Annotated in this window: 22 protein-coding genes; 12 read left to right on the forward strand and 10 right to left on the reverse strand. The window is 66.4% G+C overall.

What is annotated here, in order from left to right; translation table 11 throughout:
- Nucleotides 1-9: 9 nt before the first annotated feature.
- Nucleotides 10-1,605, forward strand: coding sequence for a gamma-glutamyltransferase family protein (locus ACQY78_RS02165; protein WP_428686316.1), 1,596 nt, complete (start codon nt 10-12; stop codon nt 1,603-1,605).
- Here the strand turns inward: ACQY78_RS02165 and ACQY78_RS02170 are convergent, their stop codons facing one another.
- Together ACQY78_RS02170 and ACQY78_RS02175 are read right to left on the reverse strand one after the other, a co-directional pair.
- The gene (locus ACQY78_RS02170; RefSeq protein ID WP_428682304.1) at nt 1,606-3,297 is read right to left on the reverse strand and encodes an amidase family protein; all 1,692 of its coding nucleotides are present in this window, start codon (nt 3,295-3,297) and stop codon (nt 1,606-1,608) included.
- A gap of 85 nt (nt 3,298-3,382) precedes the next feature.
- Nucleotides 3,383-3,691 (reverse strand): EthD family reductase, encoded by a 309-nt coding sequence (locus tag ACQY78_RS02175; protein ID WP_428682306.1) that lies wholly within the window; start codon nt 3,689-3,691, stop codon nt 3,383-3,385.
- A 165-nt stretch (nt 3,692-3,856) separates the two neighbouring features.
- Here ACQY78_RS02175 and ACQY78_RS02180 point away from each other — a divergent pair, with 165 nt between their 5' ends.
- The 4 genes from ACQY78_RS02180 to ACQY78_RS02195 all read left to right on the forward strand — a co-directional run bounded on the left by ACQY78_RS02180 (nt 3,857) and on the right by ACQY78_RS02195 (nt 6,926).
- Entirely contained in the window at nt 3,857-4,828 is a 972-nt protein-coding gene (locus tag ACQY78_RS02180; protein ID WP_428682308.1) for a Bug family tripartite tricarboxylate transporter substrate binding protein, read from the forward strand.
- 37 nt (nt 4,829-4,865) lie between these two features.
- Complete coding sequence (locus tag ACQY78_RS02185) at nt 4,866-5,540, forward strand: glutathione S-transferase family protein (RefSeq protein ID WP_428682310.1); 675 nt, start codon at nt 4,866-4,868, stop codon at nt 5,538-5,540.
- 82 nt (nt 5,541-5,622) lie between these two features.
- The gene (locus ACQY78_RS02190; protein WP_428682312.1) at nt 5,623-6,483 is read left to right on the forward strand and encodes an alpha/beta fold hydrolase; all 861 of its coding nucleotides are present in this window, start codon (nt 5,623-5,625) and stop codon (nt 6,481-6,483) included.
- A complete protein-coding gene (locus ACQY78_RS02195; protein ID WP_428682314.1) occupies nt 6,480-6,926 on the forward strand; it encodes a cupin domain-containing protein in 447 nt (148 codons plus the stop codon). Before ACQY78_RS02190 ends, ACQY78_RS02195 begins: the two co-directional genes overlap by 4 nt.
- Before the next feature lie 126 nt (nt 6,927-7,052).
- Here ACQY78_RS02195 and ACQY78_RS02200 read toward each other — a convergent pair whose 3' ends face one another.
- Nucleotides 7,053-8,381, reverse strand: coding sequence for an NAD(P)/FAD-dependent oxidoreductase (locus tag ACQY78_RS02200; protein WP_428682316.1), 1,329 nt, complete (start codon nt 8,379-8,381; stop codon nt 7,053-7,055).
- 99 nt (nt 8,382-8,480) lie between these two features.
- On the opposite strand from ACQY78_RS02200, the gene ACQY78_RS02205 reads away from it, so the two are divergent.
- The 3 genes from ACQY78_RS02205 (at nt 8,481) to ACQY78_RS02215 (ending at nt 12,117) form a co-directional block, all read left to right on the forward strand.
- A complete protein-coding gene (locus ACQY78_RS02205; protein WP_324504787.1) occupies nt 8,481-9,692 on the forward strand; it encodes an acyl-CoA dehydrogenase family protein in 1,212 nt (403 codons plus the stop codon).
- A 109-nt stretch (nt 9,693-9,801) separates the two neighbouring features.
- On the forward strand, nt 9,802-11,016 hold the full coding sequence (locus tag ACQY78_RS02210) for an acyl-CoA dehydrogenase family protein (RefSeq protein ID WP_428682318.1): 1,215 nt from the start codon (nt 9,802-9,804) through the stop codon (nt 11,014-11,016).
- A gap of 12 nt (nt 11,017-11,028) precedes the next feature.
- The gene (locus ACQY78_RS02215) at nt 11,029-12,117 is read left to right on the forward strand and encodes a hypothetical protein (RefSeq protein ID WP_428682320.1); all 1,089 of its coding nucleotides are present in this window, start codon (nt 11,029-11,031) and stop codon (nt 12,115-12,117) included.
- On the opposite strand, the gene ACQY78_RS02220 is transcribed toward ACQY78_RS02215, so the two are convergent.
- A complete protein-coding gene (locus tag ACQY78_RS02220; RefSeq protein WP_428682322.1) occupies nt 12,098-13,069 on the reverse strand; it encodes a MerR family transcriptional regulator in 972 nt (323 codons plus the stop codon). The two genes, ACQY78_RS02215 and ACQY78_RS02220, sit on opposite strands and share 20 nt — an antisense overlap.
- A 139-nt stretch (nt 13,070-13,208) precedes the next feature.
- On the opposite strand from ACQY78_RS02220, the gene ACQY78_RS02225 reads away from it, so the two are divergent.
- Nucleotides 13,209-14,231 carry an aldo/keto reductase gene (locus ACQY78_RS02225; protein WP_428682324.1) on the forward strand — a complete coding sequence of 341 codons (1,023 nt, stop codon included), beginning with the start codon at nt 13,209-13,211 and terminating at the stop codon, nt 14,229-14,231.
- Nucleotides 14,232-14,555: 324 nt separating this feature from the next.
- Here the strand turns inward: ACQY78_RS02225 and ACQY78_RS02230 are convergent, their stop codons facing one another.
- Entirely contained in the window at nt 14,556-14,966 is a 411-nt protein-coding gene (locus tag ACQY78_RS02230) for a cupin domain-containing protein (protein WP_428682326.1), read from the reverse strand.
- A gap of 167 nt (nt 14,967-15,133) precedes the next feature.
- Between ACQY78_RS02230 and ACQY78_RS02235 the strand changes: the two genes are divergently transcribed.
- A complete protein-coding gene (locus tag ACQY78_RS02235; protein WP_428682328.1) occupies nt 15,134-15,964 on the forward strand; it encodes a hypothetical protein in 831 nt (276 codons plus the stop codon).
- A gap of 7 nt (nt 15,965-15,971) precedes the next feature.
- On the opposite strand, the gene ACQY78_RS02240 is transcribed toward ACQY78_RS02235, so the two are convergent.
- The 4 genes from ACQY78_RS02240 to ACQY78_RS02255 form a co-directional block, all read right to left on the reverse strand.
- Entirely contained in the window at nt 15,972-17,258 is a 1,287-nt protein-coding gene (locus ACQY78_RS02240; protein WP_428682330.1) for a hypothetical protein, read from the reverse strand.
- A 5-nt stretch (nt 17,259-17,263) separates the two neighbouring features.
- On the reverse strand, nt 17,264-18,142 hold the full coding sequence (locus ACQY78_RS02245; RefSeq protein WP_428682332.1) for a TauD/TfdA dioxygenase family protein: 879 nt from the start codon (nt 18,140-18,142) through the stop codon (nt 17,264-17,266).
- 13 nt (nt 18,143-18,155) lie between these two features.
- The gene (locus ACQY78_RS02250; RefSeq protein WP_428682334.1) at nt 18,156-18,926 is read right to left on the reverse strand and encodes an SDR family oxidoreductase; all 771 of its coding nucleotides are present in this window, start codon (nt 18,924-18,926) and stop codon (nt 18,156-18,158) included.
- 100 nt (nt 18,927-19,026) lie between these two features.
- Entirely contained in the window at nt 19,027-19,839 is an 813-nt protein-coding gene (locus ACQY78_RS02255) for an enoyl-CoA hydratase/isomerase family protein (RefSeq protein ID WP_298319022.1), read from the reverse strand.
- A gap of 109 nt (nt 19,840-19,948) precedes the next feature.
- Between ACQY78_RS02255 and ACQY78_RS02260 the strand changes: the two genes are divergently transcribed.
- Nucleotides 19,949-21,523: an ABC transporter substrate-binding protein gene (locus tag ACQY78_RS02260; protein ID WP_428682336.1), complete on the forward strand. Its 1,575-nt coding sequence runs from the start codon at nt 19,949-19,951 to the stop codon at nt 21,521-21,523.
- A 44-nt stretch (nt 21,524-21,567) separates the two neighbouring features.
- Nucleotides 21,568-22,944, forward strand: a complete 1,377-nt coding sequence (locus ACQY78_RS02265; RefSeq protein ID WP_428686317.1) for an amidohydrolase family protein — start codon at nt 21,568-21,570, stop codon at nt 22,942-22,944.
- 128 nt (nt 22,945-23,072) lie between these two features.
- Here the strand turns inward: ACQY78_RS02265 and trpE are convergent, their stop codons facing one another.
- Nucleotides 23,073-24,605, reverse strand: a complete 1,533-nt coding sequence (trpE, locus tag ACQY78_RS02270) for an anthranilate synthase component I (protein WP_428682338.1) — start codon at nt 24,603-24,605, stop codon at nt 23,073-23,075.
- Between the last annotated feature and the right edge of the window lie 11 nt (nt 24,606-24,616).

Raw genomic sequence — 24,616 nt, forward strand, 5'->3', positions numbered from 1 at the left:
AAGCAGGCGATGATCGTGGCCCCGCAGCCCGAGCCGACGGAGGCCGGAGCCGACGTGCTGCGCGAGGGCGGCAACGCCGTCGATGCCGGCATCGCCTGCGCGCTGGTCCAGGGCGTGGTCGATCCGCAGATGTGCGGCATCGCGGGCTTCGGCTCCTGCGGCATCTACATGCCGGGCAAGAAATTCCACGGCTATATCGACGCCCATGCGCCGGCGCCGCTCGCCGCGCGGCCCGACATGTGGGCCAACCTGATCGAGAGCGAGGCGCGCGACGGCTACGGCTTCATCCTGAAAGGAAGGGTGAACGACATCGGCTACCAGTCGATCTGTGCGCCGGCCAATCTCAAGATGTACTACGACGCGCACAGGGAGCATGGCAGCCTGCCCTGGTCGCGCATCGTCGAGCCGGCGATCCATTGGGCCGAGAAGGGCTGGACCGTCCGGCCGCACGTCCACTTCTGGTGGGCCGATGACGGAGCCTTCGGCCGCGCGCCCAACTTCGAGCGCACCGGCTTCACCCCGGCCGCGCGCGAACTCTACTGCCGCCCCGACGGCGTGCCGAAGCGGGTGGGTGACCGGGTGATCAACCGCGACTACGGCCAGACCCTGCGCGCCATCGCCAAGGGCGGGGCCGATGTCTTCTATTCGGGCGAAATCGCGCACGCGATCGCCGAGGACATGAGGAAGAACGACGCGCTGCTGTCGATCGAGGATCTCAAGGCCTGGAAGGCCGTGCGCAACGCGCCGCTGTGGGGCGACTATCGCGGCTACAAGGTCTCGACCAACCAGCCGCCGGGCGGCGGCGTGATGCTGATCGAGATGCTGAACATCCTCGAGAACTTCGACATCGGCGCGCTGGAGCACGGCTCATCCGAGCATCTTCGCATCGTGGCTGAAGCGATGAAGCGGGCGACGATCGACAAGGATGCCAAGGTCGGCGATCCGAAGTTCGTCACGGTGCCGGTCGGGGAGCTGACCTCCAAGGCCTACGCCAAGACGATGGCGGCCGAGATCGCGCGCGGCGAGAAGGCCAGCGTCACGCGCTTCAATTCGGGCGCGGTGTCGAAGGACACGACGCACATCTCCGTCCTCGACAAGGACGGCAACTGTTTCACCATGACCCATTCGCTGGGCATGCCTTCGGGCGTGATCACACCGGGCCTGGGCTTCATGTACAATGGCTGTATGGGCGTGTTCGACCCGCGCCCCGGCCGCGCCGGCTCGATCGCGCCCGGCAAGGCGCGCTTCAGCTCGGTCGTGCCGTCCATCCTCTTCAAGGACGGCAAGCCGCACCTGATCATCGGCGCGCCCGGCGCCACGCAGATCGCCATGGGCGTGCTGCATGTGATCCTGAACGCGCTCGACTTCGGCATGACCATGGTCGAGGCGGTGAGCGCGCCGCGCTTCTCGGCGACCTCGGACGCGATTGACATCTCCAACCGCATCCAGGGCCGGGTCGAGCGCGAGCTGCAGGCGCAGGGCTATCCGGTGGTCCGCAGCCCCTATGGCTTCGGCTTCGCCGCCGTGCACGGCATCCGCATCCACGAGGACGGTCTCGACGGCGGCGCCGATCCCGGCCACGACGGCGTGGTGATCGCGGTTTAGCTACAGGGCGGGCAGGTCCGGGGGTGGGCGGCGCGCCTTGGTCGCCTGTTCGTAGGCATAGGCGAAGCGCAGGAGCGTGGCCTCGCTCCAGGCGCGGCCGGCGAAGGTGAGGCCGAGCGGATAGTCGGGCGTTTCCGTCTTGCCCACGCCGGAGATGAAGCCGGCCGGCACCTGCACGCTGGGATAGCCGGGCTTCGCGGCAATGGAGGAGCCGCTGGCGCCGGGGAACACCACGGCATCGAGCCTGTGCTGGTCCATATAGGCATCCATGCCGCGCTCCTTGGCGGCCATCAGGTCCATGGCGCGCGCCGACTTGTATTCCAGCTCCGAGAGGTCGCCCCGCGTGGCTTCCGCCGCCAGGAACAGGTCCTGCCCGTAGCGCAGCGCCTTGTCGGCGTTCTCCGTATTGAACGCGATGACGTCGGCCATCGTCTTCATCTGCGTCGTCGTTGCCCAGTCACGCAGGTAGAGATTGAGGTCCCGCTTCAGTTCGTAGAGGAAGACGACGGAGGCGGGCCCCGGCGTGCCCTTGGCGGGGCTGAGCGGATTGCGATTGAGCACGGGCATGGTCGTGCCCGGGCCGCCGATCCAGCCGATCGCCGGAATGGCCGCGCGCACGACCGTGGCGCCGAGGTCTTCCAGCACCCTGATCGCCTGTGCCATCAGCGCCTTCGCGCGAACGGACAGGGGGCCATAGAACGGATCGTTGAGGGGATCGTCGGGATCGCTGGGGACACCGATGCGCGCGCCCTTCAGACCGTCCTTGTCGAGACCGGCGGTGTAATCGTCCGGCCGCTGCAGGAGGTGCGTCGCCGGATCGTCCGGGTCGCGCGCGGCCAGCACGTTCAGCAGGATCGCGGAATCGCGCACGGTGCGGGTGAGGGGGCCGGCCGTGTCCTGGCTGTGCGAGATCGGGATGATGCCGCTGCGGCTGATCAGGCCGACCGTCGGCTTCACGGTGACGAGGCCGTTCTGGGTTGCCGGGCTCAGCAGCGAACCCGAGGTCTCGGTGCCGATCGCCGCGGCGCAGAGGCCGGCCGCGACGGCAACCGCCGAGCCGGCGCTGGAGCCGCCGGGCAGCACGACCGGCGCGCCATTGGCCATCAGATTGGGTGAGTAGGGGTTCCGCACATAGCCGGCGATCGAGCTGTAGCCCGACGGCATGCCGATCGCGAGGATGTTGGCAAACTCGGTGAGGTTGGCCTTGCCCAGGATCACCGCTCCGGCCTCGCGCAGCCTCTTGATTACGGACGCGTCGTCCTTGGCATGGGCGCCGCCGAGGGCCAGCGAGCCCGCGGTCGTGGGCTGCCGGTCGCCGGTGGCGATATTGTCCTTTACCAGGATCGGCAGGCCGGCCAGCGGCTGGCTAGCGGACGGTTTCACGCCGTCGAGACCCGCGGCGATAGACAGGGCGTCGGGATTGGTCACCCGCACGGAGTTCAGGCCCGGCCCCTGGCGGTCATAGGCCTCGATGCGGGCCAGGTAGGCGCGGGTCAGGTCGCTTGACGTGACGCGGCCCTGCGCCAGGGCCTCCTGCAGGTCCGACAGCGGGGCGTCGTCGAGGGCGGGTGCCGGCTGTGCCGAAGCCGTGCCTGCACCTACCGCGCCGAGTGCGACCGGTATCATCGCCAGCTCGCGGCGCTTGAGGCCGCCGTCTTCGGGCGGTCGCGCGCCTTTCGTGGATTCGGTCACGGCAAATACCCATGGTTTCCGCCGCCAAGATGGTCGGCTCGATCATCTTTACATAATGCAGATGTCGGGCGTCTCGGTTCGGCGCTCAAATCTCGCGGGTATCGAGCATCAGAAGTTGAGCGCCGGCCTGGGCGAAGTTCGCGAGGTCGCCGGCCGTCGCCTGGCCTTCCTGCGAGGCGAAGGCTGCACCGATTGCCGCCATCGAATCGAACGTCAGGATGGCCATCAGGTGATACGGCGCGGGACCTTGCGGCGTACCGACCGGACCATCGTTTACCTCGTAGGAGCGGAGGCCTGGGATCGTTTTCGCCAGCGGTACATGCTTGTTGAAATAGTAGGCGTCGAAGGCCGCCACGTCGGCGGGCTTGTTGTAGAGAACCACGAGCTTTGCCATGGGCTTTCTCCCGTTGAGTGGCGCCATCTGACTAACTCATGCGGGTTACAGTCAAGGGTTCCTGGCGCCCACGTGAGGTTCGCCACGCGACCCGCCTCCATTGCATGCCGCATGCACCCCCTTAAACTCAGGTAAAAGCGGCGCAAAATTCAATAGGGGGAAACGATGAAGTTCACGCGACGGGGCGCGCTCGCAGCGCTCATGGCGACGGTCCTGACAGCGCCGGCCGCTGCGCAGGGGACCTATCCCGACAAGCCGATCCGCATGGTCATCGCCTTCGCGGCCGGCGGCCCGACCGACGTGGTCGGACGCCTGCTGGCGCCGCGCGTTTCCGAACTCCTGGGTCAGCAGGTCGTGGTCGAGAACAAGCCGGGCGCCACGGGCAACATCGGCACCGCGATGGTCGCCGACGCCAAGCCCGATGGCTACACGATCCTGTTCAGCGCTTCGACCATGGCCATGGCGCCGGCGCTCTACGGCAAGCAGCTCGGCTACGATCCGGTGAACGGGCTTGCCGCCATCGCCTATGTCGCCAGCGTGCCGCTGATCCTGCTGGCGCCGATGGACGGCGCGAAGAGCACGCCGGAGCTCGTCGGCATGCTGCGCAAGGATCCCGGCAAGTATTCCTACGCCTCGTCGGGCAATGGCGGGATGATCCATCTGGCCAGCTACCTGTTCGCCACCCGGGCGGGCGGGGACGCGCTGCATGTGCCGTATCGCGGCTCGGCCCCCGGCATGGTCGACATGATCGCCGGGCGGCATGGCTTCCAGATCGACACACTGCAGTCGAGCAAGGGCTTCATCGACGGTGGCAAGGTCCGCGTGCTGAGCGTCGCCTCCGACAAGCGCCTGAAGCAGCTTCCCGACGTGCCGACAATCAAGGAGGCGACCGGCTTCGATTATGCGATCAACACCTGGTACGCGGTCTATGCGCCGGCCAAGACGCCGCGCCCGATCATCGACAGGCTGAACGCCGCCTTCAACCAGGCCCTGAAGCAGCCCGACATGGTGAAGAAGGCCGACGAACTGGCCATCGAGCTGGTCGAATCGACCCCCGAACAGGCCAAGAAGTTCTATGATGACCAGATGGCCTTCTGGGATCCCATCATCAAGCAGTCCGGCGCCAAGCCGGAATGACATCGATGGAAACGAGTTACGAGTAACGGAGAGTGTGATGATCAAGTTCTATTACAACATGGCGCCGAACCCGATGAAGGTGGCGCTCTGCCTCGAAGAGATGGGCCTGCCCTACGAGCTCGTGCCGGTCGACACCCGCAAGGGCGAGCAGCATGCTCCCGAATACCTGGCGATCAATCCCAATGCCAAGGTCCCGGCCATCGTCGACGGCGGCGAGACGGTGTTCGACAGCAACGCCATCCTGCTCTACCTCGGCGAAAAGACGGGCAAGTTCATGCCCGCCAAGAAGGGCGAGATGCTGTCCTGGCTGATGTTCGTGGCGGCGGGCATCGGCCCGTACTCCGGTCAGGCCGTTCACTTCCGCAACTTCGCCCCCGAGCCGAAGGAATACGCCGTCAACCGCTACACGTTCGAGGCGCAGCGTCACTGGGGCATCCTCGAGGCCCGTCTCGGCAAGCAGCAATTCATGTGCGGCGACAATTTCAGCATTGTCGACATGGCGGTGTGGGGCTGGTCGCGCCTGATCCCCTTCGTGCTCGGGGCCGAGGCGCCGAAGCAGTTCCCCAACATCCAGCGTCACCTTGGCGAAATCAACGCGCGCCCGGCGGCGGTTCGTGCTCTCGCGCTGAAGGACAAGCACAGCTTCAAGGCGGAGATGGACGAGGCGGCGAAGCTCGCGATGTTCCCGCACCTGGGCAAGAAGGTCGCCTGACCCGGGCCTGACCCGGGCCTGACCCGGGCCTGACCCGGGATTGTCTCTCGACATCGGCACGCGCCGGGCGCAAATCGGTTCGATGACCGAATCGAGCGTACCGGCGCTGCCGGCCGGATTTCGTGCGCAGCAGATCGCCACGAAGGGTGCAGACATCCACGTGTGGGTGGGCGGCAAGGGACCGGCGGTCCTGCTGCTTCACGGTTACGGCGAGACCAGCGAGATGTGGGGGCCGATGGCCGCCGCGCTGATGGCCAAGCGAACGGTGATCGCGCCCGACCTGCGCGGGCTCGGTCTCTCGTCCAAGCCTGATTCGGGCTACGACAAGGCAACCCAGGCGCAGGACATCCGGACGGTTCTTCAGACGTTGAGGGCAGGCCGCACCGATATCGTGGCGCACGACATCGGCAACATGGTCGCCTACGCCTATGCCGCCCAGTATCGCAACGACGTGGGCAAGCTCGTCGTCATCGACGCGCCGCTGCCCGGCATCGGCCCGTGGGAGCAGATCCTGCGCAGCCCGCTGCTCTGGCACTTCAATTTCCGCGGCCCCGATGCCGAGCGGCTGGTCGAGGGACGCGAGCGCATCTACCTCGACCGCTTCTGGAACGAATTTTCCGCCGATCCGGCGAAGTTCGGCGAGGCGGCGCGCGAGTTCTACGCCGCGCGCTACGCCCAGCCCGGTGGCATGCGGGCGGGTTTCGCGCAGTTCGCGGCCTTCGCCCAGGACGAGATCGACAACAAGCGCTTCGCCGAGACCAAGCTTGCCATGCCGGTGCTGGCGCTGGGCGGCGAGAAGTCGTTCGGACCGACGATGGCCGCCGTGATGCGCTTCGTCGCCAGCGACGTCACGGAAGGCATCGTGCCGAACGCCGGCCACTGGATCATGGAAGAGAATCCCGACGCGACCGTTGCCCTCGCGACGAAGTTCCTCGGCGTATGAAGCGCGCTCTTCTCGCGACCGCGCTGACGCTCGTTGCGACCGGGGCGCTTGCCGATCCGCCAGTCCAGCAACGCAAGCCGCCGGCCGAGTTCGACTTCTCGGTCGCGGCCTCCGCCGGAGCGGGCACCTCCGGCATCGCCGCGATCCAGACGATCGTGCTCAAGGGCGATCCGACCAAACCCGGCCTCTACACGATCATGCTGCGCATCCCGGCCAACACCCGGATCGCCGCCCATACCCATCCCGACGACCGCATCGGCACGGTGATCTCCGGCACCTGGTACTTCGGCTACGGCAAGGTCTTCGATGCTGCCGCGCTGCAGGCCCTGCCGCCGGGCAGCTTCTATACCGAGCCGCCCGCTGACCCGCACTTCGCGGAGACGCGCGACGGTCCGGTCGTGTTGCAGATCACGGGATATGGGCCGACCGGAACGACGTACTAACGCTTCCTGTCGTCCTGAGCTCAGCGAAGGACCTTGCCGAGCGAACAGCGGACTCCGTAGCCAGCGCGAGATCCTTTGCTTCGCTCCAGGGCGGGGGTTACCCCGCCCGCGATGACAAGAGTGGCGCTACATCATCCCGGGCGCGCCGAGATCCGTGCCGTCGATCATGCGGCTGTAGCGGAAGGGCGTGGGATCGACGATCGGGGGATCGCCGGAGATGAGGTCGGCCGCGAGTCGGCCGGCGCCGGGACCGATGCCGAAGCCGTGGCCGGTATAGCCGGTCGAGAGGAAGAGGCCGGACAGGGGATCGACGGCGGAGATTACCGGGATGCCGTCGGGCGTCGAATCGATCAGGCCGCCCCAGGCATGCGCCACCTTCAGTCCCTTCAGGGCCGGATAGTGATCGCCCAGGCGCGTGAGGCCTCGTTCGACCAGCACCGGATCGGCGGCGGGATCGAGCATACGCTGGCGCTCGAAGGGCGATTCCAGATCGAACGACCAGTTGGCGAACGATTCCGGCCCTTCGAGGAAGGAGCGGCCGATGCCGAAGGTGAGGCCGGCGCGGCGCTTCCTGAAGGTTGGCCAGAACTGGCGGGCATAGAGCAGGCCCTGCGGCGACAGCTCGACGAGTCCACGGCCGCCCAGGCCGACCGTATAGCCGCCGTCGAGGCGGCGGCGGATCGTGACGTCGGGCATCGACAGGCCGCCGCCGGTCACCTCGGGCGCTGCCACCGTGGCGAAGGAGGTCGAATGCACGCTGGCCTGCGCCAGGCGCAGATCGTGGCGGCGGCAGAAGAGGGAGCTCCAGGCGCCGCCGGCCAGCAAGACTGTCCGCGTGCGGATGATCCCATGCTCGGTGATGACGCCCGCAACCTTACCGGCGGCGATGTCGAGGCCGCGCGCCGCACAATTCTGGTGAAGCGTGGCCCCGAGCTTGCGGGCGCCCTCGGCGATGGCGGGTCCGGCCAGCGATGGCTCGGCGCGGCCGTCGGTCGGCGAATGGACGCCGCCGATCCACTGGCCGGTGCTGCCGGGCGTGAGCTCCTTGGCCTCGGCACGGCTCAGCACCCGGCTGTGCATCTGGTACTCGCGGGCGCGCAGAGTCCATTCCTCCCACTGCGCGAAATCGCCGGGACGGTCGGTGACGTAGGTGAGGCCGGTGCGGCGGAAGCCGGTCTCGGCGCCCAGCTCACGAGACAGATCGCCCCAGATCTCCAGGCTCTTCATGGCGAGCGGCAGTTCGCGCAGGTCGCGATGCTGCTGGCGGCACCAGCCCCAGTTCCGGCTCGTCTGCTCGCCGCCGATCACGCCCTTCTCGAGCAGCGCGACCCGGTGGCCGCGTTTCGCCAGCCAATAGGCGGCGGTGCTGCCCGCTATGCCGGCGCCGATGACGACGATTTCGGCGGAGGGCGGGAGTTTCTCGTCACTGACGACGGGCTGGACGGGTGGGGACATCGGCTTCCTGCGGGCTGAACGCACTGCGGAACAGTGTATCGCACGCTTTACGCGCCGGAACCCGGCGCGGTACCTTCCGGACCCTAAAAGGAGCCCCCAATGGACCTGACATTCGGCAAGGAAGAACTCGCCTTCCAACAGGAAGTGCGCGACTGGCTGAAGGAGAACCTGACGCCCGAGATCCAGGGCGAGATCAAGGTCGGCCGAAACGCCTACATGCCGAAGGAGCGCCTGGTCGACTGGCAGAAGCGGCTGGCCAAGAAGGGCTGGCTCTGCACCGGCTGGCCCAAGGAATTCGGCGGCCCGGGCTTCACGACGACGCAGAAGTACATCTTCGAGATGGAGATGGCGAAGGCCGGGGCGCCCGGCACCTCGCCGTTCGGCCCCAAGATGTGCGCGCCCGTCATCATGAAGTACGGCTCGGCCGAGCAGAAGGCGCGCCACCTGCCGCCGATGCTGAACTCCGACCTGATCTGGTGCCAGGGCTATTCCGAGCCGGGCTCGGGCTCCGACCTCGCGTCGCTCCGCACCAAGGCGGTACGTGAGGGCGACTTCTACATCGTCAACGGCCAGAAGACCTGGACGACGCTGGCGCAGACCGCCGACTGGATCTTCTGCCTGGTGCGCACCTCGAACGAGGGCAAGCCGCAGGAAGGCATCTCCTTCCTGCTGATCGACATGAAGACGCCGGGCATCTCGGTCGAGCCGATCATCACCGCCGACGGCAACCGCGCCGGCACCCAGGAAGTGAACTCGGTGTTCCTCACCGACGTGAAGGTGCCGGTCGAGAACCTGGTCGGCGAGGAGAACAAGGGCTGGACCTACGCCAAGTACCTGCTCGAGTTCGAGCGCGGCGGCAATCCCTACAGCCCGCGCCTTCGCTCGGGCTTCGAGCGGCTGAAGCGGCTGGCGCAGTCGATGCCGGAAGGCGATGATTCGATCATGGCCGACTCCGCCTGGCGCGAGAAGCTCGCGCGCATGGACATCGAGATCTCCGGCCTCGAGATGTTCGAGCAGGAGTTCTATTCCAAGCTGGCGTCGGGGCAGAATCCGGGCCCGCTCTCGTCGATGATCAAGCTGCGCGGCACCGAGGTGATGCAGCAGGTCCAGGAATACGCCGTCGAGGCCGCGGGCTACTACAGCCAGCCGTTCCCCGAACAGCGCGCCTGGAACGCCAATGTCGAGCCGATCGGCCCCGAGGGCGCCGACGTGCTGGCGCCGCGCTACTTCAACGGCCGCAAGATGACGATCTACGGCGGCTCGTCGGAAGTGCAGCGCGGGATCATGTCCAAGGTGATGCTGGGGCTTTAAACAGTGTCGTCCTGAGCGAAGAAGCGAAGGGCCTCACGGAACGGACACAATACCCTGTCGAAGCGTTAGATCCTTCGCTTCGCTCAGGATGACAAGATAGGGCAAGGAAATGCGTCTAGCCTTCAACGATCAGGAACTGGCCTTCCAGCAGGAAGTGCGCGAGTGGATCAGCGCCAACATGCCGGCGGAAGTGGCCGAGGAAAGCCGGCGCAGCCGCACCAGCCATGTCTCCAAGGAACGGCTGGTCCAGTGGCAGAAGAAGCTGGCCAGCAAGGGCTGGCTCTGCCCCAACTGGCCCAAGGAATATGGCGGGACGGGCTGGACCTCGACTCAGAAGTTCATCTTCGAGATGGAGATGGCGCGCGCCGACTCACCCTATCTTTCGTCGTTCAGCATCAAGATGGTGGCGCCCGTCCTGATGAAGTTCGGCAGCGAGGCGCAGAAGAAGCGCTTCCTGCCCAAGATTGCCGCCGCCGAGGAACTGTGGTGTCAGGGCTATTCCGAGCCGGGCTCCGGCTCCGATCTCGCCAGCCTGCGCACCAAGGCCGAGCGGCAGGGCGACCACTACGTCGTGAACGGCCAGAAGATCTGGACGACCAACGCCCACTTTGCCGACTGGATCTTCTGCCTCGTCCGCACCTCCAACGAGGGCAAGCGCCAGGAGGGCATCTCGTTCCTGCTGATCGACATGAAGACGCCAGGCATCACGCTCGATCCGATCTACATGGTCGACGGTACGCGCACGCCGATGCGGCATGAGATCAACCAGGTGTTTTTCACCGACGTGAAGGTGCCGGTCGAGAACCTCGTCGGCGAGGAGAACAGGGGCTGGACCTACGCCAAGTACCTGCTCGAGTTCGAGCGCGGCGGGCAGGCTTTCGGCCCGCGCCTGCGCAAGGCCTTCCGCCATCTACAGACCCTCTCGAAGACCCAGATGACCGGTGGCGAGCCGCTGTCGGCCAATTCGAACTGGCGCGAGAAGATGGCCGCGGTCGAGATGGAGATCGACGCCGTCGAGATGAACGAGCTCATGTTCTATTCGAGCCTCAAGACCGGCGACGCGCCGGGCAACATGGGCTCGGTCGTGAAGATGCGCGGCACCGAGGTCGGCCAGAAGGTGACCGAACTCGCGGTCGAGGCGGTCGGCTGGTACGGCACGCCGTTCACCGAGCTGCGCAACTACGACAGCAACATCGTGCCGGTGGGCGGCGAGTATGTCGACGACGTCTCGCCGCGCTACTTCAACACCCGCAAGACGACCATCTACGGCGGCTCCTCGGAAGTGCAGCGCAACGTCCTGGCCAAGGCGATGCTCGGCCTCTGAGTCGAGCAGCGCGTGATCGGCCCGAAGAAAGCGATCTTCTACGCGATCCTGGCGGCCATCGTCCTGGTCGCGCTGGAGATCGGCTCCTCGGCGTTCCTCTATGCCGTCAACAAGGACAGGATTGCCGCTCTACCGGGGCCGCCATCGGAGCCCGCGATCCTGCTGGCGCTGCGCACAGGCTTGAGCTGGCTGCTGCCCGGATCGTTTCCCGATCCGGCGACCTACCGGCGCATGACGCGGCTGCCGGCCGGGTTCTTTGCCGAGGATGCCGAGCAGGGGTATCGCGCCAATCCGGGGCGATACATCTTCCGCTACAGCGGCATGCGCCAGGGAAAGGTCGAGCATCTCGACGCGGTGGTGACGATCAACCTGGACGGAACGAGGTTCACCGGCAACGCGCCGGCTGATGCGGCCCGCCGGATCTTCGTGCTGGGCGATTCCTACGTGTTCGGCGACGGCGTCAACGACCAGCAGACCTTCGCCTTCCTGCTGCAGACGGAATTTCCCGGCGCCTCCGTGCAGCTCCACGCGCTGGCCGGCTACTCGTGGGCCAATGCGCTGGTCACGATGCGGCGGATCAAGGACCAGATCCGCCCCGGCGACGTCATCGTCCTGGGCTATGCGCAGTACTACAAGGAACGCCATGTCGCCGCGCCCGCACGCCTGCGCAGCGTCCGCGACTGGATGGCCTCGACCTTTCCCGAGGTCGAACTCGACCCGAAGGACAAGGTGATCCGCGCCCGGCTCGAAACGAGCAACCGCCTGGTCCTCGACACGATCCCGATGCATTGCAAATTCGACCCGGCGTATTGCGCGGGCGAGGAGCCCGCTCCGGACTATGTGGACAGGGTGTCGAGCGAACTCCTGCGGGCGATTGCGGCGAGCACCGCCGAGAAGATCCATCTCCTGCACATGTTCGGCGCGAAGAACGATCCGGTGCTCCAGAACCTGCCTGGTAATGTCGAGATCGTTGCCGCGACCCCGCAGGACTTCACCTATGTCATGCAGGACAACATCATGGGCCTCGACGATCATGGCGGCCCTTATTGGCACTACGCGATGTACTCGAAATTGAGGCCGGTCATCGCCGCACGGCAATGACGCCTTCGCTGCGCGCCCGGACTTCCGGCGTCGCGAGGCAGGAAGCCAGCGCCTCGTAGCCCGGCGTGCCGGGATAGGGCGCGACGCGGAACGGGGGCGCATGGTTGGCCGGGCAGAGAAGCACCGTCTCGTCGGGGCCGAGCGCATCGAGATCCAGGATCGAACTGGATCGCGTCATCACGAACAGCGGCAGCTCGCCGCGACCATGCCGGCGCAGATGGGCGATCAGCGCTTCCTGCGTCGCCCTGTCGAGGCCCTGTTCGATGAGGTCGACGACGACGGGCGTCGACGCTTCCAGACCGCCGAGCAGGGCCCTGAGGGCCGGCGTATCGGTGGCGCCGTCCTGAACGAGCAGGCCGACCGTCGGCTCGATCTTCGACTGAAGCGCCGGATCTGCCGCGCGATCGAGGCCCAGGAAGACACCGTCGAGTTCGTCGGCAATCCGCATCGCCAGCCGGGTCTTGCCGCTGCCCAGGGGGCCGGTGATGTAGGTGAGGGGGCGGATGTTACGCAGCTCGAAGGGCTCGCCGCCCCACGGCCAGGGAAGGTCGAACGCGACGTGGAGCCCGGGCGTCGGGACGAGCGTGCGGGTGACATCGGATGCGCTTGGCGCGCCGCCACGCGCGAGGTCGCCGCGCAGGGCACGCACGCCGTCCAGAGCCGCGACCACCTCGCGCAGCCGCGCCTCGAGCGTTGCCTCGTGGCCGGCGAGCGCCGGTTCGAGGCCGCTCGCATCGCCCTTCAGGATGCGCGCCACCTGGGCCAAGCTGAAACCCAGAGACCGCAGGGCCACGATCTCAGAGCCCCGCTCCAGGTCCGCTGGCCCGTAGGCCCGCCAGCCTGCGTCCGAGCGCACGGGCGCGAGCAGGCCCCGCTGCTCGTAGAGGCGCAGCGCCTTGGCGGAGATACCGAGATGGCGGGCGGCGTCGGATGCGTTCAGGAATTGGCTCACGATCGACCTCGTCTGATGTTGATCGCAAGCCTTATGAGGGCGGTCCCTGGGGCCGGGTCAATACGCATTTCCAGGCACGATCATTCCTTCGTCACCGCAGGACGGCGTAGTCTCTGTGCCGGATGACGGAGGAAAGCGCATGGACTACCGCAATCTCGGCCGTGCCGGCCTGAAAGTCTCGGAGATCTGCCTGGGCACCATGACCTTCGGCAACGGCGCCGACCAGGAGGGCGCCACCGCGATGGTGAACGCCGCCCTGGAGGCGGGCGTCACCTTCTTCGACACGGCCAATTCCTATGTCGGCGGCACATCCGAGACAATGCTGGGCGTGGCGCTGAAGGGCCGGCGCGCCGACGCCATCATCGCCTCGAAGTTCTTCAATCCGATGGGTGGCCGGCCCAACGATTCGGGCATGTCACGACTGCACATCAAGCAGCAGATCGAAGGCTCGCTGAAGCGCCTGCAGACCGACTACATCGACGTCTACTACATCCATCACGTCGACCATCAGACGCCGCTCGAGGAGATGCTGCGCGCCCTCGACGATCTCGTGCGCGACGGCAAGATCCTCTACACGGCCTGCTCGAATTTCGAGGCCTGGCGCCTGATGGAGGCGCTCTGGATCAGCGACACGAAGGGCTGGGAGCGCTTCGCGGCCTACCAGCCGCAATACAGCCTGGTCGTGCGCGACATCGACGAGGAGATCGTGCCGGCGCTGCAGCTCAAGGGGCTGGGCTGCGTGGCTTGGTCGCCGCTCGGCAGCGGCTATCTCGCCGGCAAATACACGCCGGGCAACCTGCAGGTCCAGGGCAGCCGCTCGGCCGAAGGCTGGGGCTTTCAGAGCAAATTCTTCGCGCCCAACCACGGCGAGATCCTGCAGACGCTGCTCGACACCGCGAAGGAACTCGGTAAACCGCCGGCCGAGGTGGCGCTGCGCTGGGTGATGGATCAGCCCTTCATGACCAGCGCCATCGTCGGTGCCCGCAATGTGGCGCAGTTGGAGGAGACGCTGAAGGCGGGCGGCTGGCGTCTTCCGGAGGAGGCGTTGGAGAAGTTGAACGAGGTCTCGGCGCAGCCGCACAAATACCCGCGTGCCTTCGAGGATCCCATGCCTCTGCGGCGGGCGGGTGCGTTGAGAATGCCGGGCCAGAAAGCAGTCTGATAGAGCCGCTGCTGCAGGGCCGTCAGAGGCTAGCGCTCGCGCGCGTCCTCGCGCCGGCGACTTTCGAGTGGCCAGTTGCGTTCGCTACGGTACTGAACGTTGCTGACGTTCGGCCAGAGCGGCTTTGCCATGTAAATCCCCCGATCGAACCCTTGGCGGGTTCGTGTCATCAAGGTGACGACCACCGCTTACGGGCGCCTGACGCCGGGGCGTGACGACAGCTTTTCTTATGTAGATCGTTCGCAGTCGACCGGCCTCTACGCGGCAGAAGCCGCCGTCGCCGATGCCATGGATTGCGGGCCGATCCAAGCCGACTGTTATCGGTCAGTCGCGTTCCGGTTCGACGCGTGACGGATCCCCGGTATCGAGGCGGACATACTCGCTCGTGCCCGGTGTGATGGTCACCAGCGTGATGCCGTCGGGATAGTGGAAGCGGTGCCAGATGCCGGCCGGCACGATCGCCATCTTGCCCTTATCGACCTCGATGGATCGCGTGCCGCTCGCTTCGAAGAGCTGCAGCGTGGCGCTGCCCTCGAGGATGTAGACGAGCTCGTCGCCATCGGGATGACGCTCCCAGGCGCCGCGGCCGGCGGATTTGTTGGCGAAAATCGTCGCGTCGCGATAGGCGGCGAGTCTCGTCGAAGAGCCTTTGCGTTCGGCCGGCGTGGATACGTGCGTGCGGCCTTCGAAGCGCTTGAGCTTCGCGAGTTCCGCCGCGACGTCGATCAATACCAAGGTGCTCTCTCCTGCAATCGCTCTCGTAGGCTACAGAAGCGCGACATCGTTTTGGTTTTGTGACGTCCTCGATCCGCTCGGCTCGTCATGCTTGTCGCGTTGCAGGAGGCACGTTAAGCCAATGGCGGCGGGGGTGATCGCAACTCTATTCGAGAGGCAGGAGCCTGATGGAAATCGTCTTTCTGGGTGTAACAGTTGCCGCTGCCGCGGCCGCCGCCGGCATCGTGGCCTTGCTGACGAGGAACCGGCCGAGCAGGAACCGCTCGCTGCTGGCGGCCCTGGCGGCGGTGATCGTGGGAGGCGCCGCCATCGCCGCACGCCCGGCCATCGAGCTGCACTATTTCAATACCAACGACGACTATGCCTGGTCGCAGATCCGCACGGAGATCCTGAAGCGCTATCCACCCGTCGGCGACATGTTCGCACTCGATACCACCATCGAGCCGGATCTGCGGAAACACCTCGTGCCGGTCTTTCGGGCGCATCGTGCGAACATGGGGGATCCCTCGACCCTGCAGGATGTCGCCAAGGCGACCATGGCGGTCTTCCGCTCGAAGATCGTGCCGGTCGCCGTGACGGGGACCGACGAGGCGATCGTCGCCTGGGGCGACAAGACGGTGCCCACGCTGCAGGCCTTCAAGAACGCCTCGCCCGACGCCTGCGGCGACTATGCGATGACCGGCGTCAACCGGGTCTCGAACAACCCCACGCTCGATGCCGCGCTCGCCGACAGCCAGCGCGCCGTGATTGCGGCCTACAAGTCGGGCAATCCGGACAACAAGATGCCGACGGCGGAAGAGCTGGGCACCGCCTACGAGCAGGCGCGCACCCTGGCAGAGCCTCCCTTCAGCGATGCCGACCTGCGCGCCTTCCAGGACCTGAAGAGCCAGTCGAAGGTCCGCCAGTGCGATATGATGCTCCGGCTGTTCGCCGCCATCGACCGCCTGCCGGTGAAGCAGAAGGCCGCGATCTACCGCTCGATCATGGCGGACAGCTGAAAGCGATCTACTCGATCGCCACCAGCCGCCCGTCGCGCACCTCGCAGAGGCCGCGTTCGGACGTCGAGGGCCGGCCGGCGAGAGCGAGCATATCCGGCACGTAGATCGGGCGGTTGTTGGCGAAGCCGGCGGTCGCGACGAGGCGGGCCTGCTTGCCGGCCTCGGCCTGCGAATAGACGACCGTCACGCCGTTGATCAGGGCGAATTCGTCCGGCCAGGCGAGGCGTAGAACGGTGACGGGGCGACCGCGCTCGTCGCGGGCCGTCCAGCGCTCGACCTTCGGCGGCGCGCTGGGCTTGCCTAGGCCGCGATGGACGGTGCCGTCGAGCGTGACGCCGATCTGGGTCATCTGCCCGAGCGGCGGCATGGTGTTGATCTCCTCGCCGTTCTGGCCGACCCAGATTTCCAGATGCGGCTGATGGATCCACGAGCCACCCGAAGGCGCGGCGGCGGGGACGGGATCGAAGACCTGCACGATCAGCGTGTTGCTGCCGACGCCGATCGTCCTGATCTCGGCCGCTCGGTCGCCGGCCGCAGGCGTGCCCCAGACCATGAAGCCATTGTCTCCAGCCGTCGTCATGCCGGGCACGCAGTTGCCGAGCGCGATGGCCGCCGGAATCGTCGCTTTGCCGGGCAGGCCGGGCGCCACCACCGGATAGGCCCCGACCGTCTCCGCGTCGATCCTTGCGGCAAAGGTCTGCGGTGATTTGGGCCATGAAGGGCAGCCCATGCCGAGATCGCGCCGGGTACTGTCCTTGGCCAGCGCCCGCACGAGGCGCGTGCGGTAGTCGATGTCGGTCAGCGTGCCGCTCTGCTCGGAGACATTGTGGTAGCTGCAATCCCGCTCCGTCAGGGCGCGGAAGGGCACCAGCGAATAGGTCACGTCCATCGACCAGCGCCACGACGAGCCGCCAGACTGGCGATGGACGAGGCGGTCGGGGCCGACCTCGACCTCGTCCTCGCCGACCCCGGCCATGCCGTAGCCGTCGTTGCAAAGCTGCAGGACCCGCCTGGGGGCCGCAGTGCTCTCCAGCAGCCAGTACTCGACGCCACCATCGCGCGCGTTGCCGTCTATGCAGCCTTCGTCCTGATCCTTGGGCTTGTCGGCGAGGCCGAGGTGTATCTCGACGACGGCGAGCGGCGTCCCTGCAGGCGACTTGCCGGCATCCTGGGTCTTCCCGACCTTGCAGCTCGTGCGTGTTCCGCAGATCGCCGCCGTCTGTGCGGCATCAGGGGCGGCGACTGCCGCGACGGGGAGCAGAAGAAGTCCGGCGACGAGGAGCAGGGGCTTCATCGAGCTCAGCCCGCCAGCACGTTCTCGCCGACGATCTGCGTGCGGTGCATGAGGCGGCGCAGGCTCTCGTCGAAGGCGTCGCGGCGGTGCATGACGCAGCGATTGTCCCACATCACCAGATCGCCGGCGCGCCACTTCTGGTACCAGGCGAACTTCTCCTGTGTGGCATGCGCCCAGATCGCGTCGAGCAACGCCTCGCTCTCCTCGACCTCAAGCCCATGGATGTACGCGCCGGGGCGGCGGCCGAGGAACAGTGCCTTGCGGCCCGTCACGGGATGCAGCCGGACCAGGGGATGCACGGCGCCCGGCGTCTGGCGCACGTCGACCGTGCGCTGGAATCCCTTGCGCAATTCGCCGGCCGAATTGCGGCTGGAATCGTGGATGCAGGTCTTGCCCTCGACCGCGCGCTTCAGCTCGGGCGACAGGGTTTCGTAGGCCGCATACATGTTGAGGAAGCCGGTATTCCCGCCATCGGCGGGAACTTCGAGCGCATACAGCAGCGACGCCCGAGGCGGTAGCGCGTTGTAGGACATGTCGGTGTGCCAGACGAGTTCGTAGTTGCCGAGGCTGCCGACGGCCTTGCCGTCCTTCTTCACGCTGGCGATCACCGCCACCCATTCGCGTGCCTCGTCGATCACGTCCGAATCGGCGCGGTCGAGGCTGGCGGCGGCGACGGGCACCCGGTCGAGTTCACCGAAGCGGGCGCTGAACTTCATCAGCATGCGGTCGTCGAGTCTCTGGCCCGAAAAGCGCAGCACCAGATGCTCGCCCCAGGCGTCGGCGATGCGCGCAAACACCTCATCGCTGACCGGCTTCGAGAGGTCGACGCCGTGCACGTCGGCAGCGAGCGCCGCGCCGGTCGGCTGGATCCACAATTCGCTCATCGGGTTTGCTCCTTCATCCATGCATGGTGAGACCACCGGAGACGCTGATCGTCTGCCCGGTAATGAAACTCGCGTCGTCGCTCGCCAGGAAGCAGACGGCGCCGGGTATATCCTCGGGCTGACCGACACGCTTCATCGGGATCGCGCCCACCAGGGCAGCGCGCACCTTCTGGCCGCGCTCGTCGTCGCCGGCGACGGCAGCCAGCAGCGGCGTGTCGGTCGGGCCGGGACAGACCGCGTTGAGGGTGATGCCCTTGCGCGCGACCTCGCGCGCCACGGTCTTGGTGAAGGCGATGATGCCGCCCTTGCAGGCGGAATAGACGGCCTCCTGCGAGGAGCCGACCCGGCCCGCGTCCGAGGCGATGTTGACGATGCGTCCGCTGCCGCGCGCCACCATGCCCTTCAGCACGACGTGGCTCATGTTGAGGGGCCCGCGCAGGTTGATGGCGATCAGCTGGTCCCACAGCTCGGGCGTCGTATCGATGAAATTCGCGAAACGGTCCCACCCGGCATTGTTCACCAGGATGTCGGTCGGGCCGGCGGCGCGTTCGAATTCGGCGATCGCCGCACCGACCGCCTGGTAGTCGGCGATGTCGACGCCGGAAGCGTACCCCTTGATCTCGTCGGCGACTTTCCTCGCGCCCTCGAGGTTCTTGTCGAACACCCCGACCCGCGCGCCGTAGCCCGCGAAGCGCCGGCAGATGGCGCTGCCGATGGCACCGGCACCGCCCGTCACGATGACGTTCTTTCCGTCCAGTCCGCGCATCTCTCTGCCCTTTGTCATCCTGAGCGCAGCGAAGGATCTCCCGTTCGATACGCACCAGGTTTTTGCGGTCAGTGTCTGATCGTTCGGTGAGGTCCTTCGCTGGCGCTCAGGACGACAACTAAATCGGCGAATACGGATCGAATTTCGGCTTGCGCTTCTCCAGGTGAGAGGCGAGGCCTTCCTTCACGTCCGGTCCCAGGAAGCCCAGCATCTCGAGGCCGAGCGATGTGTCGAAGGTCGGGCCCATCATGCGCAGCCAGTTGTTCAGCGCGTACTTGGTGAAGCGGATCGATGTCTGGGCGCCCTCGGCCAGCTTGGTCGCCACCTCCAGCCCCTTGGCTTCGAGTTGGTCGTCCTCGACGCAGAGCGACACCAGGCCGATGCGCTCGGCTTCCTCGCCATCGACGGCTTCGCAGAGCAGCAGGTAGTACTTCGCCTTGGCCATGCCGCAGAGCAGGGGCCAGACGATGCAGGCATGGTCGCCGGCGGCAACGCCGAGGCGGGTGTGGCCGTCGATGATCTTGGCCTTCTTCGAGGCGATCGAGACGTCGGCCAGGATACCGGCGACGAGGCCTGCGCCGACCGCAGGTCCGCGCATCGTACTGACGATCGGCTTGGAGCAGTTGATGACGTTGTAGACGATGTCGCGCGCTTCCTTCCAGGTGCGCAGCAGCGCGTTGTGGTCCCGGATGTTGTTTTCGATGATGTCGAAATCGCCGCCGGCCGAGAACACCTTGCCGCCCGCGCCCTGGATGATCACGCAGTTGACCGTGTCATCGCCGTCGATGTCGCGCCACACGTCGACCAGCTCGCGATGCATGATCGCGTCCGTCGCATTGTACTTCTCGGGCCGGTTCATCGTGACCCGCAGCACCTTGGGGTGAGGGCGGTCGAACAGCAGGCGCTGGTAGCGATTTTGCCAGTCGGACATTGGTTTCCTCCGTTGCCCGCGAGGTTAGCACCGCTCGCGCGGATCGCGGAATGGCATGCTGATTGCGTTCGATATGAAAGGTGATGCGGGAACGAACAGGGGGGCGGACATGCGGGCCATGAAGTGGGCACTTGGGGCGGCGGCAACCGCATTGTTGTCGCTTTCGGTGCAGGCGTCGGCGCACGCGCAGACGATCCGCGCCGTCATGCATGCCGACATCAAGATCATCGATCCGATCTGGACCTCGGCCTACAACGTCCGAAACTACGGCTACATGGTCTACGACACGTTGCTGGCGATGGACGAGAACCTCGTCGTGAAGCCGCAGATGCTCGAAGGCTGGAAGATCAGCGACGACAAGCTCACCTACACCTTCACCCTGCGCGACGGACTCAAGTTCCACGACGGCGCGCCGGTGACCTCGGCCGACTGCATCGCCTCGCTGCAGCGCTGGGCGCCCAAGGACGCGATGGGGCAGAAGCTCTTCTCGCTGGTGAAGGAGCTGAAGCCGGTCGACGACAAGACCTTCACGATGGTCCTGACGGAGCCCTACGGCCTGGTGCTGGAGTCGCTGGGCAAGCCGAGCTCCACCGTGCCCTTCATCATGCCCAAGCGGGTGGCCGCCACGCCGAACAACGTGCAGATCAGCGACCCCACCGGCTCGGGGCCCTTCGTCTTCCGCAAGGACCTGTGGCGGCCCGGCGAGAAGACGGTCTACGACAAGTTCAAGGACTACAAGCCGCGCAGCGAGCCGGCCTCGGGCCTGGCCGGCGGCAAGGTGGTCAATGTCGACCGGGTCGAATGGCTCAACATCACCGATGCCCAGACCGCGGTGAACGCGCTGCTGAACGGGGAGATCGATTATATCGACCAGCCCGAGATCGAGCTGTTGCCGCTGCTCGCGAAGGACAAGAACATCGTCATCGGCAACTACAACAAGCTCGGAGGCCAGATGAACCTCCGCTTCAACACGCTGCACAAGCCGTTCGACAATGCCAGGATACGTCAGGCGGCGCTCTATGCGCTGAACCAGAAGGACTTCCTGATCGCGGGCTTCGGCGACGAGAAGTACTACAAGGAGTGCAAGGCGCTGTTCATCTGCGGCACGCCGTTCGCCACCGACAAGGGTTTCGAGGACAAGCTGAACTCCGACTTCGCCAAGTCGAAGGAGATCCTGAAGCAGGAAGGCTATGACGGCACGCCGGTCGTGCTGCTGTTCGCCACCGATACCCAGACCGGCCGGCTGACGCCGATCGTGAAGTCGCTGCTGGAGCGCGGCGGCTTCACCGTCGACATGCAGGCGATGGACTGGCAGACCGTGCTGTCGCGGCGCACCCGCAAGGAGGCGCCGGACAAGGGCGGCTGGCACGCCTTCATCACCACCTGGGTGTCGGCCGACCTGCTCGATCCGATCATGATGTCGTACATCGCGGCGACCTGCGAGAAGGCCAATGTCGGCTGGCCGTGCGATCCGCAGATGGAAAAGCTGCGCGATGCTTACTCAAGGGCGACCGCCGAGGCCGAGCGCAAGGAACTGGCGATCGCCATCCAGGTGCGCGCGTCGGAATATCCGATGTACGCCAATCTCGGCCAGTACATCATGCCCGTCGCCATGCGCACCACGATCACCGACCAGCTCGACGGGCCGGTGCCGATGTTCTGGAACATGAAGAAGAAGCAGTAGGGCGGACACCGCCGGGGAAACGCCAGGAGGAAACCTTGACCATCGTGATTCACAACGCCGCCATCGTCACCGTCGACGATGCCGACAGCGTCCATTACAACGCCGCCATCGCCATTGAAGGCGACCGTATCGCCGCCATCGGGCCCAGCGCCGAGCTGCTGGCGCGGTATCCCACGGCCGAGAAGATCGACGGCGCGGGCAAGCTGGTGATGCCGGGCTTCGCCAACATCCATACGCATTTCACGATGACCCTGGCGCGCGGCGTGTTCGAGGATCTGTCACCGCCGCACAAGCCGCCCTTCTCGGGCGGCCTGTCGCCGATCCCGCTGCCCGAGATGACGCCCGACGAACGCCGCGCCTTTGCCCTGCTGGGCGCCGTGGAGGCACTGCGCAGTGGCACCACGCATGTGCTGGAGGATTCCAACGACGTCGACCACTATGCCGGCGCCCTGGCCGATACCGGCATGCGCTTCCTGCTGGCCGAGCGCGCCTACGACCGCATCGGCACCTCGATCGGCGATCCCGCGCCCTACCAGCTCGACCGTGCGCTCGGCCAGAACCACATCAAGAATATCGAGCGAAACCATCGTGACTGGAATGGCAAGGCCAATGGGCGGATGCGCATCGCCATCTCGGCCTGGGCGCCCGACATGTGCTCGCCGGAGCTGCTGCAGGATCTGAGCGCGCTGCGGAAGCAGCTCGACACGCGCATCACCATCCATCTCAACCAGATCTGGGGCGAGGTCGCGGCCGTGCGTGCCCATCGCAACCGCCTGCCGACCGAGTATCTCGCCGATCTCGGGTTCCTCAACGACCGCATCATCTGCGCCCATTGCCGCTGCATGGAGCCGTCGGAGGAGAAGCTTTTGGGCGAAGCGAAGGTCAACGTTTCGTTCAACTCGGCCATCGCCGCGCGCCGCGGCCTCAGCCCGCGCATCGCCGATCTGGAAGGCTACGGCTGCAACATCGGCATGGGCTCCGACAATATGGCCGAGGACATGGTCGAGGTGGTCCGCACCGGCCTGTTCATGGAGCGTGTCCGCCGCGAAGATGGCCGCGAGCCGACGCCCGAGCGGGCGCTGCGCTGGGCGACGCGCAACGGCTACCGGGCGCTGGGCGTGCCCGACGGCGGCTGGCTGGCGCCCGGCAACAAGGCCGACCTGATCATGGTCGACCTCCAGCGCGCCCACCTGATCCCGGTGCTGCGCGTCGTCTCCGACTTCGTCCACAACGGCCAGGCGCGCGACGTTCAGTCGGTGATGGTCGACGGCAAATGGGTGATGAAGGACGGCGCCGTGCTGACGATGGACGAGGAGAAGATCCTGCGCGACGCGCAGCGCATCGCCAACGAGGCCTGGTCGCGGACCTTCAAGACCCGCTTCAAGCCGCCGGCGGGCTTCTCGCCGGACGCCCTGCCTTAGGGAGCATCGGTCGTCCTGAGCGCAACGAAGGACCTAGCCGAGCGACCAAGCTACTCCTGGCGGGCGCGAGATCCTTCGCTTCGCTCAGGATGACAACGAGGGCGGACCTTCGATCGGTCCGCTCCGACTCAGCGCCGCGTGTTGCCGGCGCTCCACTGGCCGGCGCTGGCGAAGCGGACGGCTTCGTCGGCGGCGCGGACCAGGGCCTTGGCCTTGGCGACGCTCTCCTGGTACTCGGCTTCGAGGTCGGAATCGGCCACCACGCCGACGCCGGCCTGCACGTACATCGTGCCGTCCTTCACCAGGCCGGTGCGCAGCAGGATGCAGGTGTCCATCGTGCCGTTGGCCGCAAAGTAGCCGGCGCAGCCGGCATAGATGCCGCGGCGGACCGGCTCGACCTCGTCGATGATCTGCATGGCGCGCACTTTCGGCGCGCCCGAGAGCGTGCCGGCGGGGAAGCCCGCCTTGAGCACGTCGATCGCATCGAGCCCGTCCTCGAGCTTGCCCTCGACATGGGAGCTGATGTGCTGGACGTGGCTGTACTTCTCGATGGTGAACTGCTCGACGACGCGGACCGAGCCGATCTTCGAGACGCGGCCGACATCGTTGCGGGCGAGGTCGACCAGCATCAGGTGCTCGGCGCGCTCCTTGGGATCGGCCAGCAGTTCCTCGGCGAGCTGCTTGTCTTCCTCGGGCGTAGCGCCGCGGCGGCGCGTGCCGGCGAGCGGACGGATGGTGACGGTATCGTCGCGCAGCCGGACCAGGATCTCCGGCGAAGAGCCCACGATGGTGAAGTCGCCGTAGTCGAAGAAGATCAGGAACGGCGAGGGGTTGATGCGGCGCAGCGCCCGGTAGAGCGACAGCGGCGGCAGCTTGAAGGGCAGCGAGAAGCGCTGCGACGGCACGATCTGGAAGGCGTCGCCCGCGCGGATGTACTCCTTGCAGGTTTCGACCATCTTCTTGAAATCGTCCTTCGACATGTTGGCCTGCGGCTCGGGCAGGGCGTCGAGGTCGTCGGCGCTGTCGCTGCGGAAGGGTAGCGTGCGCTCGAAGTCGGAGACGGCATCGGCCAGCCGCTCCTGCGCGGCCTCGTAGGCGGCGCGGGCACTGATGTCCTTCTGCGGCCAGACTGGCGTGACCAGGGTCACGTTGTCTTCGAGCCGGTCGAAGATGCAGATCAGGGTCGGCCGCACCATGATCGCGTCGGGCAGGCCGATCGGATCGGGATTGGTGTCGGGCAGCCGCTCCATGTCGCGGACCATGTCGTATCCCAGGAAGCCGAACAGGCCCGAAGCCATCGGCGGCAGGTCCGCCGGCAGCTCCATCTGGCATTCCTTGATCAGGGCGCGCAGCGTTTCGAGCGGCCGGCCCTCGAGCGCCTCGAAGGCCTGGGAATCGGTATGGGCGCGGCGGTTGATCTCGGCCTGCCCCTTGCGGCAACGCCACACGACGTCCGGCTTGAAGCCGATGATCGAATAACGGCCGCGCACCGAACCGCCTTCGACCGACTCGAGCAGGAAGGAGTTGGCGCGGCCGTCGGCCAGCTTGAGGTAGGCCGAGACGGGAGTCTCGAGGTCGGCGACCAGCTTGGTCGAGACGACCTGCGGTGTGCCGGAGTCATAGCGCGCCGCGAAGGCGTCGAAGTCGGGCGAGATCGACATGGGGCAGTCTT

It is taken from the genome of Reyranella sp. (genome assembly GCF_965279625.1).
In the GTDB taxonomy this organism is placed as follows: Bacteria; Pseudomonadota; Alphaproteobacteria; order Reyranellales; family Reyranellaceae; genus Reyranella.